20 protein-coding genes are annotated in these 21,218 nt (G+C 33.1%); 11 read left to right on the top strand and 9 right to left on the bottom strand.

The genetic code is table 11. The annotated features are described in order from the left end of the window. The first annotated feature begins 2 nt into the window (after window positions 1-2). On the top strand, window positions 3-1,043 hold the full coding sequence (locus tag AA088_RS06755; RefSeq protein WP_046744223.1) for an endonuclease/exonuclease/phosphatase family protein: 1,041 nt from the start codon (window positions 3-5) through the stop codon (window positions 1,041-1,043). 443 nt (window positions 1,044-1,486) lie between these two features. On the opposite strand, the gene AA088_RS06745 is transcribed toward AA088_RS06755, so the two are convergent. Genes AA088_RS06745 through AA088_RS06715 form a run of 7 tightly spaced genes read right to left on the bottom strand, consistent with a single transcriptional unit; the run spans window position 1,487 to window position 7,068 of the window. Beyond that, window positions 1,487-1,804 (bottom strand): DUF6122 family protein, encoded by a 318-nt coding sequence (locus AA088_RS06745; RefSeq protein WP_046744221.1) that lies wholly within the window; start codon window positions 1,802-1,804, stop codon window positions 1,487-1,489. Then, window positions 1,804-2,424: a WbqC family protein gene (locus AA088_RS06740; protein ID WP_046744220.1), complete on the bottom strand. Its 621-nt coding sequence runs from the start codon at window positions 2,422-2,424 to the stop codon at window positions 1,804-1,806. Before AA088_RS06740 ends, AA088_RS06745 begins: the two co-directional genes overlap by 1 nt. 26 nt (window positions 2,425-2,450) lie before the next feature. Next, a complete protein-coding gene (gene lepB / locus AA088_RS06735) occupies window positions 2,451-4,010 on the bottom strand; it encodes a signal peptidase I (RefSeq protein WP_046744219.1) in 1,560 nt (519 codons plus the stop codon). 59 nt (window positions 4,011-4,069) lie between these two features. Further along, a complete protein-coding gene (gene dapB / locus AA088_RS06730) occupies window positions 4,070-4,771 on the bottom strand; it encodes a 4-hydroxy-tetrahydrodipicolinate reductase (RefSeq protein WP_046744218.1) in 702 nt (233 codons plus the stop codon). Between the two features lie 20 nt (window positions 4,772-4,791). Beyond that, window positions 4,792-5,397, bottom strand: a complete 606-nt coding sequence (locus AA088_RS06725; protein WP_046744217.1) for a DUF5683 domain-containing protein — start codon at window positions 5,395-5,397, stop codon at window positions 4,792-4,794. Continuing rightward, a complete protein-coding gene (locus tag AA088_RS06720; protein WP_046744216.1) occupies window positions 5,387-6,292 on the bottom strand; it encodes a ParB/RepB/Spo0J family partition protein in 906 nt (301 codons plus the stop codon). Before AA088_RS06720 ends, AA088_RS06725 begins: the two co-directional genes overlap by 11 nt. A gap of 5 nt (window positions 6,293-6,297) precedes the next feature. Continuing rightward, window positions 6,298-7,068, bottom strand: coding sequence for a ParA family protein (locus tag AA088_RS06715; protein WP_046744215.1), 771 nt, complete (start codon window positions 7,066-7,068; stop codon window positions 6,298-6,300). Between the two features lie 302 nt (window positions 7,069-7,370). Between AA088_RS06715 and AA088_RS06710 the strand changes: the two genes are divergently transcribed. The 8 genes from AA088_RS06710 (at window position 7,371) to AA088_RS06675 (ending at window position 18,541) form a co-directional block, all read left to right on the top strand. Further along, window positions 7,371-9,077 carry an OstA-like protein gene (locus AA088_RS06710; protein ID WP_046744214.1) on the top strand — a complete coding sequence of 569 codons (1,707 nt, stop codon included), beginning with the start codon at window positions 7,371-7,373 and terminating at the stop codon, window positions 9,075-9,077. 269 nt (window positions 9,078-9,346) lie between these two features. Beyond that, the gene (locus tag AA088_RS17580; protein WP_162199673.1) at window positions 9,347-10,741 is read left to right on the top strand and encodes a M12 family metallopeptidase; all 1,395 of its coding nucleotides are present in this window, start codon (window positions 9,347-9,349) and stop codon (window positions 10,739-10,741) included. A 168-nt stretch (window positions 10,742-10,909) separates the two neighbouring features. Beyond that, entirely contained in the window at window positions 10,910-12,091 is a 1,182-nt protein-coding gene (locus AA088_RS06700) for an aspartate aminotransferase family protein (RefSeq protein ID WP_046744213.1), read from the top strand. Between the two features lie 167 nt (window positions 12,092-12,258). Next, the gene (locus AA088_RS06695) at window positions 12,259-13,659 is read left to right on the top strand and encodes a tetratricopeptide repeat protein (RefSeq protein ID WP_046744212.1); all 1,401 of its coding nucleotides are present in this window, start codon (window positions 12,259-12,261) and stop codon (window positions 13,657-13,659) included. 79 nt (window positions 13,660-13,738) lie between these two features. Continuing rightward, window positions 13,739-14,686 carry a DUF368 domain-containing protein gene (locus tag AA088_RS06690; RefSeq protein WP_046744211.1) on the top strand — a complete coding sequence of 316 codons (948 nt, stop codon included), beginning with the start codon at window positions 13,739-13,741 and terminating at the stop codon, window positions 14,684-14,686. A 5-nt stretch (window positions 14,687-14,691) separates the two neighbouring features. Beyond that, complete coding sequence (locus tag AA088_RS06685; RefSeq protein ID WP_046744210.1) at window positions 14,692-15,708, top strand: DUF368 domain-containing protein; 1,017 nt, start codon at window positions 14,692-14,694, stop codon at window positions 15,706-15,708. Beyond that, on the top strand, window positions 15,683-16,444 hold the full coding sequence (locus tag AA088_RS06680) for a shikimate dehydrogenase family protein (protein ID WP_046744209.1): 762 nt from the start codon (window positions 15,683-15,685) through the stop codon (window positions 16,442-16,444). The genes AA088_RS06685 and AA088_RS06680 overlap by 26 nt, the downstream gene beginning before the upstream one ends. Window positions 16,445-16,561: 117 nt before the next feature. After that, the gene (locus AA088_RS06675; RefSeq protein WP_046744554.1) at window positions 16,562-18,541 is read left to right on the top strand and encodes a DUF349 domain-containing protein; all 1,980 of its coding nucleotides are present in this window, start codon (window positions 16,562-16,564) and stop codon (window positions 18,539-18,541) included. Between the two features lie 82 nt (window positions 18,542-18,623). Here the strand turns inward: AA088_RS06675 and mazG are convergent, their stop codons facing one another. Continuing rightward, window positions 18,624-19,397, bottom strand: a complete 774-nt coding sequence (mazG, locus tag AA088_RS06670) for a nucleoside triphosphate pyrophosphohydrolase (RefSeq protein ID WP_046744208.1) — start codon at window positions 19,395-19,397, stop codon at window positions 18,624-18,626. A gap of 110 nt (window positions 19,398-19,507) precedes the next feature. Between mazG and AA088_RS06665 the strand changes: the two genes are divergently transcribed. Beyond that, on the top strand, window positions 19,508-19,951 hold the full coding sequence (locus tag AA088_RS06665) for a DinB family protein (protein WP_046744207.1): 444 nt from the start codon (window positions 19,508-19,510) through the stop codon (window positions 19,949-19,951). Between the two features lie 264 nt (window positions 19,952-20,215). Beyond that, the gene (locus AA088_RS06660) at window positions 20,216-20,713 is read left to right on the top strand and encodes a hypothetical protein (RefSeq protein ID WP_046744206.1); all 498 of its coding nucleotides are present in this window, start codon (window positions 20,216-20,218) and stop codon (window positions 20,711-20,713) included. A 74-nt stretch (window positions 20,714-20,787) separates the two neighbouring features. On the opposite strand, the gene AA088_RS06655 is transcribed toward AA088_RS06660, so the two are convergent. Further along, window positions 20,788-21,201, bottom strand: a complete 414-nt coding sequence (locus tag AA088_RS06655) for a DUF5606 family protein (protein WP_046744205.1) — start codon at window positions 21,199-21,201, stop codon at window positions 20,788-20,790. Between the last annotated feature and the right edge of the window lie 17 nt (window positions 21,202-21,218).

Below are 21,218 nucleotides of genomic sequence, written 5' to 3'. Positions count from 1 at the left end.
ATATGAACGAAGAAAAGAAGAAGAAAAAGTTAAGTTTTTTAAGTAGAATTATCTTCTTCTTCAACTCTGTGTTTGCTGCATTACTACTCCTTTCTTATATATTACCATATGCGGTTCCTAAAAGCTTTCCTATTTTGTCTGTTTTGAGCCTACTAGTCCCGGTATTTATTATTATTAATTTTTTCTTCATGCTGTTTTGGATTTTAAATGTTCGAAGACAGTTTTTAGTATCATTTGTAGTGCTAATTATTGGCTATTCGCATGTAACGTCTTTGTATAAGTTTTCTAAAAACACATCTAAAGCTACTGAAAATTCAATTTCTGTAATGAGCTATAATGTTCGTTTATTTAACATTTATGAATGGCTTAAGGAATCGCATGTAGACAAAAAAATTGTAGATCTTGTACATGCAGAGTTTCCAGACATTATTGCTTTTCAAGAATTCCACAAAAAACAAATCCCTGCTTTTTCCTTTTATCCACATCAATATGTGGTTCTTACAGGAAAGAATAAAAAGACTGGACAAGCCATTTTTTCAAAATATCCTATCATTCACAAAGGTTCTTTAGACTTTCCGAATACAGCAAACAATGCCATCTTTATAGATATTGTTAAGAATAAAGACACTATTCGAATTTATAATATACATTTAGAATCACTTCGTATTAATCCGCAAAAAGAAGAACTTTCACAAGAAAATTCGGGGCGTTTGTTAAAACGCATGGCAAATACGTTCAAAATGCAGCAAACACAAGCTGAACTTTTTGAACAACATCGCAAGCAAAGTCATCATAGAGAAATTATTTTGGGAGATTTTAATAATACACAATTTTCAAACGTATATAAAAAAATTAAAGGCGACATGAAAGATGCGTTTGTAGAAGCTGGACAAGGTTTTGGAAAAACGCTCGATTTTGCTTTTTTCCCAATGCGAATTGATTTTATTTTAGCGGATCAATCGTTCGTGGTTCACAAATTCAAAACCTTTTCGGAACACTATTCTGATCATTTCCCTGTACAAAGTGTGATTTCATTGCAGTGATTTTTTTTGGGAATTAAAATTTATACTACACCTTTTTCTTTAGCAATTTTCCATATTCTTTTATAGGAACATTTGTTTTATAAAACGACGGCTACCGTTCTTGCATTCAACATTTTGTAACGATATTTTAGCACTCACATTAATTTTAAAACCTTTTTATTATGAAGAAAGAGAATGCTAAATTGCTATTACTTAATAGGCAAAAAATTTCTAGTCTTAAACCAATAAAAATTATGGGTGGAGGCAAAACTTGGGGTTGCACACATACATTGGAATCGATATGCAAAACCAGTATTTGCTATTCTAATGATGGGAATGAATGTAATTTTACAGAGTTAAATTGCCAAACAGAACCTACATATTGTTCAGGCTCTTAAGCTTTTGTACATTTTAAGAATACCTCGCGAGCTTGCTCCGAGGTAATTTGGTTATCATTAATTTTATCAAAACGCCATCATCCAGCAATCTGCCGCATCTGCTAGTATATGAAATAGCAATCCTAAAGCTAATAGTCGTGTTTTACGGAAGAATAACATAGTAAAATACACTACAATAGCATAATAGCTATGTAACGGATGAAAATTGATACTACAGCGATTCGGATCAAAAATAGGAGTCGCAAGTAAATGATCTAAATCAATCAACATTCCTAATAAAAAAATACCATAAACCATTTTCCAGGATCTTCGAAAAAAGAACACAGCCACCAATAGAGGAACGATAAAATGCAATCCATAATGCACAAACGCTCGCAATTCCATTATTTGATAGTTTGCTGCTCTAAATAAGAAAGAGCATTTGTTCCTTCATTGAATAGGAGGTCTAATATACTTAAGTTGGGAAGAAAGCCATGTTTGGCATCAAAGACTTGCGTATATTCATCAAATTGATGAATAGCTTCTTTTTTTACATCAACCAATTCTCTAAAGTCTTTTAGATCAGAAACTATTGATTGATATTTTTGTGTTTTTTGAGTATTTACTTCTAGTTGCAAACATTCGTTGATAATCTCAATCGTATCAAAATTCAGATCGATTAAATAAGTATACTTTTTTTTAAAAAGAGGAAGTAGCTCGTCTTCATAATATTCAAAATAAGGGGATGCTCTATAAGCGCTTTCAAGCGATTTAAAATGTAATCGTTGCCAAGCTGTTTCATTCGCAATTTGAATATCTCTATATTTTTGATGCTTATCTTTTTTAGAATGACGCACCGGAACATTTAACATGAGGCTTCCGTTTGCACCATAAATATATGTTCGATTTCGATAGGTTTGTTTTTGGAAATTATCTTCCATTTCAAATACAATCTCCTCCGCATTTGCAAAGACAACATAATGCGCAATACTTGGAAAATATGTAGGATGAACAATGCTATTCACTCTGCTATAAATTAGTTATACCCTTGTTATTTTGCTTCTTTTTTTCTCTTTCTAAAATAGTTGAATGCAAACCAACCTGCGAGAGCAAATAAAAAGTATTTGAAGTATGATATTGGTTCTCCATTACCGCTAACCGTAGTGAATAATCGATTCCATCGAATTTTATTAAATATACCTTTAGCATCCGTATCCCAACTCATCCAAATAAACACTGGTTTTCCTAATACGTGATCAAATGGTACAAATCCCCAACTTCTAGAGTCTTGAGAGTTTCCTCTATTGTCACCCATCATCCAATAATAATCTTGCTCAAATGTATAAGAAGTAACTGGTTTTCCATCGATTTGGATTTGATTGTCTTTTACAGTTAAATTTTTCCCTTCATATTCTGCAATAGCACGTTTATACAAAGGAATATTATCCATATTTAATTGTACAGTCATTCCTTTAGCTGGAATGGTAATTGGTCCGTATTGATACACATTCCATTCAAATTTCTCAGAATGAGGAAACACATCTCCGCGCTCTCCTTTTGGGAACTGAATCTTTTGTACAGAAGCTACATTGTGATGATTTTTCAATTCTTCTGCAGTCTTTTCCGTCATCCCTGCAAATTGATATATATTATTTTGACCTGTATATATATCATCAGTGATGTCATAACGATCATGTAAATATTGTTTAGAGAAAGGAGCTCCTTTAGATTGTACTAAATAACTAAACTGCAATTTTGCACGATCTGGTAAATCATTTTGTACTCCATCAATGTAAACGTAGCCATCACGAACTTCTAACTTATCGCCAGGCAAACCAACACAGCGTTTTACATAATTAGAACGTTTATCTAAAGGTTTATAAATTGATTTACTATTAGGATTATTAATCACGGTCAACGTATCTGCTGGCCAGTTAAACACTACAATATCATTTCGTTCAATGGTTTCAAAACCAGGAAATCTGTAATATGGTAATTGTGGTTCTTTAAGATATGATTTCATCCCTGTAAAAGGCACTGCATCATGAACCATTGGCAATGCAACAGCCGTCATTGGTGTACGCGCTCCATAATGTATTTTACTTACAAATAGAAAATCACCTACTAGTAATGTTTTTTCTAAGGAAGATGTTGGAATCACGAATGGCTGCATCACATACGTATGTACTAATGTTGCTGCTACAACGGCAAACAAAATTGAAGCTATCCACTCGCCTGCTGGTGTTCTTGGTTTTAGGCTTCGCTCATGTACATATGAGACATCCAACATATAATTTACGTAGTAAATGTAAAATCCTAAGGTTACAATTACCAAAATTGTTTCCATGCGATCTGTACGACCAAAACTTCGAATCGTTTCTACCCAAAGTACTGGGAATACGATTAAATTTACGATTGGAACAAATAATAAGATTACCCAATACCACTCTTTAGGTCTATTGATAATCTTCATTAATACCACTGCATTATATACAGGAATTGCAGCTTCCCACGCTTTTCTACCTGCTTTTATATAGAGTTTCCATGTTCCTAGAAAATGAATTACTTGTACTAATAAGAAAAATAGTATAAATCCTTGCGTAAACGTCATGGTTGTTTCTTTTGATTTTTACAAATATATAAGTCGAATGCAAATATATTTGATATTTATTATATGTTTAACACGTCTTTCATCGTGTATACGCCATTTTTACCTTGAAGCCATTCTGCGGCTACTACAGCACCTAATGCGAATCCTTGTCGGTTATGAGCTTCATGCTTTATAGAGATAGTGTCAATAGTTGAACTATACGTAATTTCATGTGTCCCGGGAACTTCTGGAATTCGCTTTGCTATGATTGGAATTTCGTTTTCTTTTTCAGTACTATCTAATTTCCAGCTATCATAATTGGTATATTTCATAACTCCTTCAGCCAAGGTAATTGCAGTACCACTCGGAGCATCAAGCTTTTTTGTATGATGAATTTCTTCGACACTTACTTTATAATCTTGCAGTTGAGACATCATTTTAGCCAAATATGCATTCATCTCAAAGAAAATATTGACTCCCAAACTAAAGTTAGAAGCATAAATAAATGCTCCTTTCATTTTATCACAGAGAGCAACAACTTCATCGTATTTTTCCAACCATCCAGTTGTACCAGAAATGACAGGCACTTGTTTTTGAAAGCAATGTGTAATATTTTGAAAAGCTGCTGACGGAATGCTAAAATCGATGGCTATATCAACATTTGAAAAGTCATACGACGCAATGTCATTAGAAATTTTGTGTATAATTGTGTGTCCTCTCTCTATGGCAATTTTTTCAATCTCCTTCCCCATTCTACCATAGCCGAGTAAAGCAATATTCATATATATTTTGTTTTGAAAAACTAAAACTTAAAGTTAAGTGTAACTCCTAGGTTTCTTGTAAAATCTACCGCATTTTGATCTATATGTGGGCGTAGTGACAAATCGTCACTAACATTAAACTGAAGTAAATGCGCATCTACATTAGCATCTACAATATTTAGCACATAGGCCACCACAGTAAGTAAAAGTGATAAATCTCGATTTCGTTGATAAAATTCTTGAGCATCAATTAACGCATCATTGTCTGCTACGATTCCTTGAAACTCGTCATCAGTAAAGCCTGCTAAACGGCGTTTGTAGGCACGACGATACCTATTGTATTTATTGTTATTATCTACATAAAAATATATTCCTGTTCCAAGTGCAGCATATACAATAGGAATTTTCCAATATTTTTTATTGTATGCCTGTCCTAGTCCTGGTAAAATAGCAGAATAAAAAGCTGCTTTTGATGGAGACAATGGATCAATTGCCTTTTTCTCAGCAGTATTTACAGTATCTTTAATTTTTAATACCGTTTCTTTTTTCTCTTTTTCTTCGGTTGTTTGTTCTGTTTCGTTTTGTGCCCATGAAAATTGCACTATAATACAGAAAAAACAGAGCATAAACAGCATCTTATTTCCCACTCTTAAGCAATTTTTTAATTCGTGTAAAATCTTCTTCAGAATGGAAAGGAATTGTGATTTTTCCTCTACCATTTTTCCCAACTTTCACATCTACTCTATGTCCAAAATATTCTGAGAATTCTTTCATTCCTTTTTTGATGTATTTTGGCATTTCTTCTTCCTCTTTGACAGGAGTTTCAATAATGTGATCTTTCTTATAGTTTTTCACTAAAGCTTCTGTGTCACGAACTGACAATGATTTGGATAATATTGCCTCGTAAATCTCTAACTGATCGTTTGTGTTTTCAACATTTACTAAAGCACGTCCATGTCCCATACTTAAAAAACCATCGCGCATTCCGGTTTGAATGATTGGATCAAGCTTTAATAACCGTAAATAATTTGCTATGGTTGAACGTTTTTTCCCTACACGCTGACTCATTTGTTCTTGTGTCAAGTTAATTTCGTCAATCAATCGTTGATAAGAAAGTGCTATTTCAATAGGATCCAGATCTGAACGTTGAATATTTTCAACTAATGCCATTTCGAGTGACTCTTGATCGTTGGCAATACGTACGTATGCTGGAATTGTTTCTAAACCTATCATTTTAGACGCGCGATAACGACGTTCTCCAGAAACCAATTGATAGGTATCAAAACCTAATTTTCGAACCGTAATAGGTTGAATAACTCCTAACTCTTTGATAGAAGAAGCTAATTCTCGCAACGATTCTTCATTAAAATTAGTTCGTGGTTGAAAAGGGTTTACCTCAATTGTTTCTATTGCTAATTCTACAATATTTCCAACAACTTTATCTGCATTCTTATCTGAAGCCGATGTAATATCATTTTCAGGATCTTTTAATAATGCCGATAATCCACGTCCTAATGCTTGCTTTTTTGTTGCCTTCGCCATAAATCTTATTTACCACTGTTTTTCTTGATCACTTCGTGTGCCAAGCTTAAATAATTGGTAGCTCCTTTGCTACCTGCATCATAATTAATGATACTTTCTCCATAACTTGGAGCTTCACTTAATCGCACATTTCGCTGAATAATGGTTGAAAATACCATATCATTAAAATGTTTTTGTACTTCTTCTACCACTTGGTTTGACAAACGCAAACGAGAATCATACATCGTTAGTAACAATCCTTCTATATCTAATGCAGGATTGTGTATTTTTTGAACACTTTTAATCGTGTTTAATAGTTTTCCTAAACCTTCCAATGCAAAATATTCGCACTGTATCGGAATCATTACTGCATCAGCAGCTGTTAAGGCATTTAATGTCAACAATCCTAAAGATGGCGCACAATCTATCAAAATATAGTCGTATTCATCTTTAACAGATGCTAATGCCTTACGCAGCATATATTCGCGCTGATCTTTATCGACCAATTCAATTTCAATCGCTACTAGATCAATATGTGCTGGAATGATACTTAAATTTGGAGAACTTGTCTCCATCACAACATCTTTCGCCTCTAAAGTATGTTCTAATAATTGGTAGGTTCCTTTTTCAATACTTTCAACATCAATTCCCAACCCAGAAGTAGCATTTGCTTGCGGATCAGCATCAATTAATAACACCTTTTTTTCAAGTACGCCTAGAGACGCGGCTAAATTCACTGATGTGGTTGTTTTTCCAACACCACCTTTTTGGTTTGCAATAGCAATTATTTTGCCCATTTTTTGTTTGAGGATTTTAAGCGATAAAAATACAATTATTATTGAGTTAATGAAATGAAAATTATTAACAACTATACTAAGTTTTCGTTAAATATACATCTTGAAATTGTATTCCATTGAATTGTAGATTGTGAGGGAATCCACTGGTTTAGAAGAAAGAGTGTCGTATTTACAAGTTAAAAAATCATAAATTCTAAACATTGCATATAAAAAAGTTTATTTTTGAACGAAAATTTAAACAATTGTCATCCTTTGCTATAAACTACTTTGACGCAATTGTTTTTAGATTATGAAACGCTTTTATGAAGAAATTAATTGTCTTACTTTTTTTTACACAGATTGTATTTTCGCAAACACAGCCTACTAATAGCCAAAAGACCATTATCAAAATAGTATATGGTGGTGATTTAACTGTGAACGAAAATAAATACCCTGGCGCAAAAATATTTTCTAAAACAGATACAAGACAAGTGCGTTTTGAACATGAAGGAATGGATTTGTGGTGTGATAGAGCAGTTTTGTTTCAAGACAGAAATTGGGTAAAAGCATACGGAAATGTATTTATTCAACAAGGAGATTCTGTTGAAATGTCTAGCGAATATATTGAGTATGATGGCAATACTAAACTAGCTGTTTCCAAACGAAATGTACGTCTGCAAAATACAGACATGACATTGACAACAGACACTTTATATTTTGATAGAAACGCACAAGAAGCCTATTTTAACACAAAAGGAGTTGTAAAAGATAGTGCAAGTACATTAACCAGTATCGAAGGACGTTATTTTATGGAAAAAAATAAATATCAGTTCCTAAAAAATGTACAAATTAACAATCCTGAATATACAGTCAATTCTGCCCAATTAGATTATTACACAGATTCCAAACATGCATATATGTATGGACCATCCACAATTAAAGGAAAAGAATATACAATATTTTGCAAACGCGGTTTTTACAATACAGTTTCTGAAACTGGGTATTTTGTTAAGGAATCACGAATTGATTATGACAACCGAATTATAAATGGTGACAGTTTATATTTTGAAAAAAATACTGAATTCGCATCTGCAACAAACAACATAAAAATTACAGACACCATTAATAAAATGGTCTTGAAAGGGCATTATGGCGAAATTTTTAAAGCCAAAGATTCTGCTTTTATAACCAAACGTGCTGTGGCTATTAGTCTGATAGAAGAAGATTCCATGTACATTCACGGAGATCGTTTACTTGTTACAGGACCAGAAAAAAACAGAGTTATTAGAGCTTACAAAAATGTCAAGTTTTTCAAAACTGACATGAGCGGAAAATGCGATTCATTATTTGCCGACAACAAATCTGGTATAACAAAATTGCTTCGTCGTCCAATTATGTGGAACGGAGATAGCCAGATGACAGGAGATACTATTTTTCTAATCTCAAATGTTGAAACCGAAAAGTTAGACTCTCTCAAAGTAATTAATAACGCTTTTATTGTGAAAAAAGACACTCTTGGAGATGGGTATAATCAAGTAAAAGGTCAAAATTTGTATGGAAAATTTAGAGACAACAAATTATACGAAGTTGATGTTATCAAAAATACAGAAGTTGTCTATTTTATGTACAATGATAAGAATGAGTTTATCGGAATTGACAAAACAATCTGTAGCGCTATCAACCTAACATTGAATAATAATCAAATAGAAGATATTACCTTTTTTACACGTCCTGATGGTGTAATTTACCCAGATAAAGACTTACCTAAAAATGCTCGTAAACTTCGTGGTTTTATTTGGCGAGGTGATGAACGTATGTATACTAAAGATGACATCTTTGATGAAGACGACAATAATATAGTTTTACCAGTAATACGAGGTATAAACAACCCTATAGATCCTTTAAAAGAAGATGAAAAAGATCCTGATAATACGCCTGTAAAGCCAACGGTTAAAACCACTGTTCCTGATAAGAAAAAACAACTCAAAGCAAAAAAACTAACGGCTCAATCTGAAAAAGAGAAACATTAAAGACGTACACTTTATATTTTCTATAATATTCACAGAAATTACTTTGTGTATATGTGTATTATTCCAGCTGTTCACATCCTTACAAACCTTGCAAATTGTAAAAATTAAATTAATAACAGTAACGCATTTAATATAAATATTAGCTCTTCTGTAAGTCAATCTATTACCGCTTATAAGTTTCACGTTTTCCCATATACATTTTAATCCAAACACATACAAAAACACAGGTTTTTCCTCATAATTTTGAAATGAACAAAAACCTAAATAAAATGTTACGAAAAAAACTTATGCTTGGCGCTTTAAGTCTTACAATTGTAAGCTGCTCTCATGATATATCAGCGCCCGAGTCCATTCAAAAAAATGCAGAAACCTCTTTTTCAAGCCCCGAAAAAGCCTATCCTCATGAAAAAGGAGAAATTTTCTATTTGAACTCTAAATCCTCAAATCCTACTCGTGTTGATTTCATTGACGGAAAGTTTATATGGAATAACGACATGATTCTATCAGAAGATCAAGTAGCAAAGTTAAACAACCCAAATCTAGCTGAACGAGCAGGTAGTAACGACTTAGCAAAACGCTGGCCAGATGGTATAATTTATTATACAATTGCTCGAAACATTCCAGATCAAACACGAATTACAGACGCTATTGCCCATTGGGAAGCAAATGTTCCTTCAATTCGATTTGTAGAAAGAACTTCTGAAACCAACTACGTCATGTTTACTGTTGGTCGTGGATGTAGTTCTTTTTTAGGAATGGTTGGTGGACGACAATATATTTTTGTCGCTTCAAGTTGCAATACAGGAAATATAATTCATGAAATTGGTCACTCACTTGGGCTCATTCATGAAATACAACGAACAGACAGAGACAGTGCCATTCTAATCAATTGGGAAAATATAGTAAATGAAGAAACCTCTCATTTTAATACGTATGCTGATGACAATATCAATGGGTTTCAATTTGGTCCTTTTGATTTTAACTCAATTATGATGAATGGCTCTTTTGACTATAGCAGCAATGGACTGCCAACTATTGTCAAGTTAGACGGAAGTACTTTTCTTGCCAATAGAAGCTCATTATCTGAAGGAGATCTAGAGACTGTTAGTAAAATGTACGATCATCCTGAAATTAATGGAACTTCTATTATTTGTGATAATAGAAGCGTTACGTATAATCTTGATACTTTTGTCCCAACAGCTCCTTCTTGGTCGGTTTCAAGTAATCTACAAATTATTTCAAGTTCAAACATATCTATTACGGTACAAGCACTAGATTCCAGCACATCCGACGAAGCTTGGATACGCACCGATATGAACGGACTTATCACAACAAAAGAAATATGGATTGGAAAGCCGTTACTTCCTACAGACCTCATCCATGAACCTGTATTTACATGTGTTGGAAGTACTATAACTGCAAAAATTCTTGGCGCTGAAACATACGAATGGAGTATCTCTAGAGGAACAATTAATTTTCCTGCTTTAGCAAACGATAATACTTATGTAGGAAGCTCTGATACAATTTCAGTAGAACCTGTAAATGACCCCAATGGATTTACAGTACAAGTAAAAGCCACGAATTCATGCGGCGAAACTAACTATTTCTCCAAATTTATTCCTACCAACTGCAATGATGGAGATGGTGGTAGCGTCCCTCTTTAAAAACAACGTATAAAACAATAAGAAAAAAGGAATACTGAGTTGTCAGTATTCCTTTTTTTTGTCAAACCTCTCTTTTTTCTGTAGACAGAAACTAAGCACTAAAACAAATACTTCGCAGTAATTTACTTTGTATCTTTGCTTTTATTTTCTAAAAGCATCATTTTATAAATGAAAAAAGACTTTTTTACATATCAAGCCCAAACAAGTCCTCATCCACTCGCTATGGAAATATCGCATGCTGAAGGAAGTTATATTTATGATACCAATCAAAAAGCATATTTGGATTTTGTAGCAGGCGTTTCTGCATGTAGCTTAGGTCATAAACACCCGAGAGTTGTTAACGCTATCAAAGAACAACTTGATCAATACTTACACGTAATGGTGTATGGAGAATATGTACAAAAAACTGCAGTAGATTTTACCAAATTGCTAGCTTCTCAACTACCTAAACCTTTAGAAAAAACATATCTTACTAATTCAGGAACTGAAGCCATTGAAGGCGCTATGAAACTTGCCAAACGTTTCACAGGAAGGTCTGAGATTATTGCTGCCAAACGCGCTTACCACGGAAATACACAAGGTGCGATGAGTATCATGGGATTCGAAGAACGTAAAGGACCATTCCGCCCACTGCTTCCAAACATTAACTTCATAGAGTTTAATAATGAAGATGATTTGAACAACATTACTACCAAAACAGCCGGTGTAGTTTTAGAAACAATACAAGGCGGCGCTGGTTTTATTGTTCCTACAAATAATTATTTGACGAAGGTAAAAAGACGTTGTGAAGAAGTCGGAGCCTTATTAATTTTGGACGAAATACAACCTGGTTTTGGTCGCACAGGAAAATTGTTTGGTTTCCAGCATTACAATGTAGTTCCCGATATATTAGTCATGGGAAAAGGTATGGGTGGCGGAATGCCTGTTGGAGCATTTACTGCTTCTGCGGAAATTATGGACTCTCTTTATGATCAACCTAAACTAGGGCATATTACTACATTTGGTGGTCATCCAGTGATTGCCGCCGCAAGTTTGGCTACGCTTACAGAAATTACTGATAGCGACCTAATGATGCAAGCACTTGAAAAAGAAAAACTTTTTAGAGAATTATTGCAACACAAGCACATTGAAGAAATTAGAGGAAAAGGACTAATGCTATCTCTAATTGTAAAAAATGCTGACATTGCCAATCAAATTATTTTAAACTGTTTAGATGAAGGTCTTATTTTGTTTTGGTTGCTGTTTGAACCGCGCGCAGTACGAATTACTCCACCTTTAACCATTTCTGAAGAAGAAATAAAACAAGGGTGCGCTATAATTATGAAAGTTTTACGAAATATAAGAGACTAAATTGAACAATTATTCGTTTATACACACCAGCCTTAAATAATCATTGTAACCATCAATAAGAAAACGTTGTTGATTATTTTGTTGAAAACAATTAGAGAATTACTCTCAAATCAACAAGAACATCAACTACATTTAATGTTATAGAAATCTAAAAGCACGTATTGCCTATGCTATTTAGCTCTAATGAAGATGAAAATTTTGCCCTTTCAAGGTTTGAATCTATGCTGAAAACAAATAATGTTTTCTTTTTTGATTCTGCCGAATTTGAAGATATCATTCATCATTACCTTGATTCTGGAAAAGTTGCTCTTGCCAAAAAAGCAATTAAAATTAGCCTAGAACAACATCCAAGTTCTGTGAATTTAAAACTCATGGAGATTGAACTAATGGTATTTGAAAATAAATTGGATGAAGCAGAAAAGTTGTTGGATAATCTGTATTTATTAGAAACTTCAAATGCAGAAATTTACATACAAAAAGCAAATATCTACTCTAAAAGAGACGAACATTACAAAGCGATTGAACTCCTAAAAACTGCTTTAGAATATAGTGATGATTTGGCAGATGTAAACTCGTTAATAGGAATGGAATATCTTTTTATTGATGATTTTAAAGAAGCCAAACGTTATTTTATGAAATGTTTGGAGCTCGACATTGATGATTATTCTTCACTTTACAATATCATTTATTGTTTTGAATTTTTAGAAGATATCGATGGAGCTATTAGTTATTTGAATGAATATATTGATAAAAACCCGTATTCGGAAGTAGCTTGGCATCAACTCGGAAAACAATATTATGCTAAAAAAATGTTCCCTGAAGCATTAACCGCTTTTGACTTTGCAATTATTGCAGACGATCGATTTATTGGTGCATATATTGAAAAAGGAAAAGTTCTTGAAAAATTAGGTGACTACGAAGAAGCTATCTATAATTATCAAATTACTCTTGAACTTGATGACCCAACATCATTTGCATATTTGCGTATCGGAAAATGCTATGAAAAATTAGGCCAAAAAGAACTTGCTGTCAAATTTTACTACAAAACTGTACACGAAGACCCTTTATTAGATAAGGGCTGGACAGCAATTACTGATTTTTATATGCGCCAGGAAAACTATCAAAAAGCATTGTACTACATTAACAAAGCTATTAATATAGATACTGAAAATGTTTCCTATTGGAAACGAAGTGCCGAAATTCATAAATCTTTACAACTCTATGAAGAGGCTGATATTGCCTACCAAAAAACAGTTGAGTTAGGAAATTATGAACTTAGCACGTGGATTTCTTGGGCAGACATCTTGAAACTATTAGGAGAGTACAATAACAGCATTCATGTACTGTTACAAGCACTAGAATTTTATCCTGACAATTCAAAGATTGAATACCGACTAGCAGGTATGTATTTTACACTTGGAGAACAAAATAAAGGTACATTTCATTTAAAAAATGCATTGCGAAATAATTTTACCCAACACTTACAATTTCAAAAATTATTTCCATCTGTATTTACACGAATTTCTGTAAAAAATATTATTTCAGAATTTAAAAAATCGTCCACATAAAATTCCATACTTTTGCGTAGCTTTCCAAACGCAAATACATTTACATTTGTGTTTGACTATTAAATTAAATTAGCTACAAATGAATAGAAACCTATTCGATTATTTGATTATTACCTTCAAAGGAATTGCAATGGGCGCTGCAGATGTTGTTCCTGGTGTTTCTGGTGGAACCATTGCTTTTATTTCTGGCATTTATGAAGAATTGATTACCTCAATCAATAACATCAATCTAGATCTTTTTAAAACATTTAAAAACAAAGGAATTAAAGCTGCGTGGGCACAACTTAATGGTAACTTTTTACTTGCACTACTTCTTGGTATTGGTATCAGTATTTTATCATTAGCCAAAATCATTAAATCATTACTTAATGACGAACCAGTACTTTTATGGTCTTTTTTCTTTGGATTAGTAATCGCTAGTATTCTCTTTATTGGCAAACAAATAGAAAATTGGAATTGGAAAACAATTCTCGTTTTTTTACTAGGCACAGTTCTCGCCTATTACATTACTATTTTACCAAGTGGAGATGAAAGTATACAGGCATCTTGGTTTGTTTTTATTGCTGGTGCATTAGCCATTTGTGCCATGATTCTTCCTGGTATTTCAGGAGCTTTTATTTTAGTTCTTTTGGGTGCATATGAACCCGTACTGTCGGCTATTAACAATAGAGATATAAAAACCATTGCTATTTTTGCAGTAGGTGCCGTGATTGGATTGTTATCTTTTTCCAAATTATTGAAATGGTTATTTAGCCATTATAAAAACTTGACACTTGCCCTATTAACAGGTTTCATTTTAGGTTCTCTCAATAAAATTTGGCCCTGGAAAATAATCACAGGAACTCGTATCGATTCGCACGGACAAGAAGTAAACGTGTATGGAAAAAGTGTCCTCCCAAATACATTTGAGACTGTCAATCAGATAGAACCTCAAATCCTTTTTGCAATAGTATTGATGATTGTGGGATTTCTAACTATTTTTATAATGGAAAAATTTGCTTCTAGCAAAAACAAAAAACATTCCTAACCTTTATGGAAAACACGCGCACACTGAAAGACAAAATATTGCTAGTTATAAAAGGCTTAGCAATGGGTGCTGCCAATAAAGTACCTGGAGTTTCTGGCGGTGTTGTAGCGTTTGTTGTAGGATTTTACGAAGAATTTATCTTTTCATTACAACGCATCAATGGAAAAGCATTCAAACTGCTATTCAACGGACGTTTTAAAAGCTTTTTCGAATACATTAACGGGCGATTTTTAGGATTGCTTATTCTCGGAATGTTAATCAGCTATTTTAGCGTTTCCAAAATACTCGATTACTTTATTCAACATTACGAACTCTATGTTTGGTCTGCTTTTTTTGGAATGATTCTAGGTTCAATCTATTATATCTCAAAAGATTTTAAACACTGGAATCAAGCAACAATAATAAGCTTGCTTATAGGCGCATTCTGCGGAATTGCTATTAGCTTAATGAATCCTGCCAAAGAAAATGACCATCTAGGCTTTGTATTCATTTGTGGAATTATTAGCGTTTCTGGAATGACGCTTCCCGGGCTTTCAGGCTCATTTATTCTTATCCTTTTAGGAAATTATGTACTGTTATTGGTAGACTCTGTTAATGCTTTGTACGATACAATGGCAGATATGTTAAAAGGGAACTTTGAATTTACAAACAACCCTGAGCGTATTCGTGAACTAAAAATTCTCGGTGTTTTTACCGCAGGTTCTGCTGTAGGATTAGTTACACTATCACATCTGTTGAATTATGTTTTAAAGCACTACAAGCATATTACTACGGCAGTTATTATTGGTTTTATTTCGGGTTCTCTAGGTGTTGTATGGCCCTGGAAAGAAACCATCTACAAAACAGATGATACTGGCATTCATTTATTAGATTCTAACGGAAAAATGATCATTCAGAACTATGAGCGAATGCTCCCTAATATTGCTTCAAGCGAAACGTGGATTGCAATCTTCTTTATTTGTATCGGAATTTTAATTGTATTAGCTTTAGATTGGTATGGAAAACGAACTCAAAACGTATAAAACACTTTTTGGACTACTCGGTAAACACATTGCGTATTCGTTTTCTCGTGGATATTTTTCAGATAAATTCAAGAAGTTAAATCGGGACGACCATTTTTATACCAATTTTGATATTCCTAGTATTGAAAAATTTCCTCAACTCATCTCTGAATATTCAAATCTCAAAGGAATGAACGTTACAATTCCTTACAAAGAAGCAGTGATACCCTATCTGGACAATCTTCATAAAAAAGCGAAAAAAATTGGTGCTGTCAACACTATCAAAATTAAAAAAGACGGTTCTCTAAAAGGCTACAACACTGACTGTTATGGCTTTAAAAAATCCATTAAGCCCTATTTAGAAAAACACCATACGAAAGCACTAATTTTAGGGACTGGTGGTGCTTCTAAGGCGATAGCATTTGTTTTTGAAGAACTTGGTATTGATTATCAATACGTATCTCGAAAACCCAAAAACACGCAAACAATATCCTATCAGGATTTAAGTGAAAAAATAATGAAATCACATCCTGTAATTGTGAATTGTACGCCATTAGGTACTTTTCCAAAAATTGACGATTGTCCTGATATTCCTTACAAATATGTTTCAAAGGATTTCTTGCTGTTCGATCTAATCTATAATCCGTCAGAAACTACTTTTCTCAAACTCGGTCGTTTACAAGGAGCACAAATTGTAAATGGGTATAAAATGTTAGAATATCAAGCCGAAAAAGCTTGGAAAATCTGGAATTCTTAAAAAAAGTCTGATTTTTTAGAGCAATTCTCGCAGTTTCTCTTCAGTAAAACTTTGTCATTTTGTTTGTTGTTAGTATCTTGGGACTTTAAAGCTTACGACGAACCTAAACATTTGAAGATGTTAGAAGAAAAAGATGATAACCTGCAAAATGCAGATGGAAATTTAGAAAAGCAATCTGCTACTGAAAACACGAATCCTGTTGCTGACACAGAAAATAACCATTCAACAGCAGTTGATACAGATATCAGTAACACTCAATCAGTAAATCAAACTTCTGACGATGAAGTAGAAGATTCTGAACAAACTAAAGAAGAGCATAAAGATGCAGTAAATGAAGTTCACGAAAGTGTTGCCGAAGATGCTGAAGACGAAAGTGCAAACGAACGACATGAAATTCCTTTGTTAGATTATCATTCAATGAGCATGGAAGCCTTAGTAGACGAATTGGAAAAACTCGTCAAGAATGAAAAGGTACAAGCCATTAGAGAACATGTGGAAGGCATAAAATCTGAATTTAAAGAAAAATACAATGAAGTGCTAGAACAGCGAAAAGAAGAGTTTTTGGCGGATGGTGGTAATAGTATTGACTTTCAATTTTCATTGCCTGTAAAAGGTCGCTTCAATGTGATGTATAACGAATATCGTAGTAAGCGTTCAGAATATTATAAAAATCTTGAAAAAGATCTCAACGCAAATTTAGATAGACGTTTAGCTTTAATTGAAGAACTAAAAGGGTTGTTGAATATAGAAGAAAATATTAACACGACCTACAAACAATTTAAACAAATCCAAGAAGCTTGGCGTAATGCTGGCGCTATTCCAAAAGCTCAATACAATAATGTTTGGCGAACGTATCATCATCACGTAGAGCGTTTTTACGATTTTTTACACTTGAATAGAGACTTACGTGATTTGGATTTTAAACGCAATTACGAAGAAAAACAAAAAATTGTAGCACGCGCAAAAGAATTAGCAAATGAAGAGAATGTAATCCATGCATTTCGTGAATTGCAAAATTTACACAGATTGTGGAAGGAAGATGTTGGTCCTGTTGCTAAAGAACTACGTGAAGATATTTGGAATGAATTTAGTGAAGTAACTAAAATCATTCACGACAAACGCCAAGAATACTTTAAAAATATTGATCAGATTTACGAGCAAAATTTAGTCGTTAAAGAAGAAATCATTGCTAAAATCAAAGATATTGCTACTGGAAATTTTAAAGTCCACAATCAATGGCAAAACAAAATTAAAGATGTAGAAAAGTTACGAGAAGCTTTTTTCAACGCAGGAAAAGTTCCTCTAAAAGTCAATGAAGAAACGTGGGCTAAATTTAAACAAGCTGTACGTGAGTTTAACGCTAATAAAAATGCTTTTTACAAATCTTTAAAGAAAGAACAACAAGAAAATTTAGCTAAAAAACTAGCACTTATTGAACTTGCTGAATCATTGAAGGATAGTGAAGATTGGAATGATGTAACTCCTAAAATGAAAAAAGTACAGTCTGATTGGAAAAAAATAGGACACGTTCCTAAAAAGATATCCGATAAAATCTGGAAACAGTTCAAGGATGCTTGCAATCACTATTTTGACCGTTTACACGCTCAAAAAAATGCCGCTAGTGCTGAAGAAAAAGTTGCTCTTGAGAAAAAAGAAGCCTTTTTGGAAACCATGCTATCCTATACATTATCTGGTGATGCAGAAAAAGATATTGAAAACATCAAAGAAAAAATTGCAGATTGGAAAGCTATTGGCAGAGTTCCCTACAATAAGAAAAATATTGACACTAAGTTTAATAAAGTAATTGATGATTTATTTAAACAACTAAATATTGATAAGCAAGAGTCTGAATTAATCAAATACAGTAATCGTTTAGAAAATTTAGATGAATCAAAGATTAACTCTGAACGTATTTTTATAAGACGAAAAATTGATGAAATATCAGGAGAAATTCGCCAGTTAGAAAACAACTTACAGTTCTTCTCTGATGCGTCTGCAGATAATCCTATGATTAAGAAAGTACATCAAGATATCAAACGACAAAAAAGAGCGCTGGATACATGGAAAGCCAAACTTAACCAGCTTCGTTCATTGTAAAATGAATATAATTTATATATAAAAACCGTTTCAAATTGAAACGGTTTTTTATTTTTAAGACGCAACAGTAATTATCAAATTATTATAATTGTTTTGCTTCTTCCCAAAAAACATCCATTTCTGCCAAAGTCATATCGGCTAGCTTTTTATTAAGTTCTGCTGCTTTTGTTTCTAAATATTGAAAGCGTTTGATAAACTTTTTATTGGTTCGCTCTAATGCATTTTCAGGATTAATTTTTAAAAATCGCGCATAATTAATCATAGAAAATAATACATCTCCAAACTCAGATTCCATTGCATCACGATCTCCTTTAGCCACTTCCTCTTGAAACTCAGACAACTCTTCTTGCAACTTCTCCCAAACCTGTTGTGGCTCTTCCCAATCAAAACCAACACCTGCTACTTTATCTTGAATTCTGTTGGCTTTTACCAATGCCGGCAAACTTCTAGGCACGCCTTCTAATACTGATTTTTTTCCTTCCTTTAATTTTAAATTCTCCCAATTGCGCTTCACTTCTTCTTCATCTTTCACTTTAACATCTCCATAAATATGCGGATGGCGTGCAATTAATTTTTCACAGATTTCATTTGCGACATCAGCAATATCAAAAGCATTAGTTTCGCTTCCTATTTTTGCGTAAAATACGATGTGTAACAACACATCTCCCAACTCTTTTTTAACTTCTTCCAAGTCATTATCTAAAATCGCATCGCCAAGCTCATAAGTTTCCTCAATAGTTAAATGACGTAAACTTTGCATTGTTTGCTTCTTGTCCCACGGACATTGCTCTCGAAGTTCATTCATTATAGTTAGTAAGCGATCAAAGGCAGCCAATTGTACTTGTCTAGAATTCATATATGTAATTTATGAGAAGCACAAAACTACTAATTTTAACGGCAATCTCTCCTACTTTTCATTGTAGAATGTAGACAATCTTTGTACTTTTAACTACATAAAAAAACACCATGAAAACAACCATTACCGAATTATACAAAAGAGAACTTGACCGATTATATACAGAAATTGATTCGTACATAGAAGAAGATTCTTTATGGAAACTTGCCGATCATATTTCAAATTCAGGAGGCAATTTATGCCTTCATTTAATTGGAAACTTACATCATTTTATTGGAAAATATATAGGAAATACCGATTATGTTCGTCACCGCGAAGCAGAATTTGACACAAAAAATACACCTAAAGCTACATTACTTACGGAAATTAAAACTGTACAAAAAACTGTTGTTTCTTCATTAACCCAATTACAAGAAGAAGATCTCGCCAAAAACTATCCAATAGAAAAAAATGGCGAAATAGTTACCATCGGACATATGCTATTACATCTATTTTGGCATTTGAGTTATCATATTGGACAAATTAATTACCACAGGCGTTTGCTAGATCAATAATACTACTATTTTTCCGGATAATTACTAGTGAACAAAACCGATTGGGATACAGGTTCAAAATAAAAAAGGTAATACATCCGTATTATTCAAATCAAATCATTCCTAGTAAATAGTTAGACTTTTCATATAGTACGAATAAGCGTCTATGTGTTATTTTGCAAAATATGGCATGCTTTATGTCTTACATGATACAATATAATTACGGAATTAAGTTTGTAGTAAAAACTATTCCGTACATTTGAAATTATAAAACATAAAATAACAATGAAAAAAACACTATTCGCTCTGTGTATTCTATTTATCGGATTCAATGCGCAAGCACAAACAGAACAAGCAGAAGTAGATAAGCAAAAAGCTGCTAGAGCTATGGAACTCATGTCTAAAAAAGTAGATATGACTGTAGATGAGGAATTATTTATGGCAGTAACTCAAAACACTTATGTTTCTGAAAATCCAAAAGCTGTAGTAATGGCAATGATGATTCCTGAAACTTATGCAGATTCTAAGAAAAAAATGGACACAGACATGTCTAATAAATTCAATGTAACTAGCAAAGGAGAAAAAGAAATCAATGGCGTTAAAGTTTTATATATGAATGGAACTAGCGAAGCCGAAGGCGTTACATTGAACAATACTATTTATTGTATAGAATATGATGCTAATACTTGTATCATGTTTATAGGAATGGTTGAAGAAGGCGCTGACAAAAAATATACAGACGCGATTAATGCTTCTGCACAATCAGTAGTCAAAAAGTATTAATTTGATCTTTTTTAAACTAAAAAATCCAGCGAAAGCTGGATTTTTTTTGACTAAACTTTGGTAATTCGTGCTATTTATTCTTCTTCAGAAGAACTTGCTGAAGTAAACTCAGTAATTCCTTTAGAATGCAATAGATTATACCATTGAATTACTTTTTTAATATCGCTTGGGTACACTCTATCTTGATCATAATCTGGAAGAACTTCCGAAAAATAATCAACTAAAGCTTCTTTCGAATCCTTATGACTAATTGAAGTAGCTGCTCCGCTTTCTTTTTCTTTTACTTTTTCTAATACATCTCCAAGCGGCATTTCTTCTGTATTCGTATAGATTGCAATTTCAGATAATAAACTTACATTGTGTCGCAAACTTACAGAGATTTTCTTTCCATCTGCTAAAGATTCTGCAACAAAACCGTTGCGAGTTTGTGTTTTCAATTCATAAAGTCCTGGTTTCCCAGAAATAGCTAATATTTTTTCTAAACTCATAGTTATTTTCTTCATTA

It is taken from the genome of Kordia zhangzhouensis (assembly GCF_001005305.1).
GTDB lineage: Bacteria > Bacteroidota > Bacteroidia > Flavobacteriales > Flavobacteriaceae > Kordia > Kordia zhangzhouensis.
The sequence above is the reverse complement of the archived record's forward strand: the minus strand, read 5'-3'. Positions and strand labels throughout refer to the sequence as shown.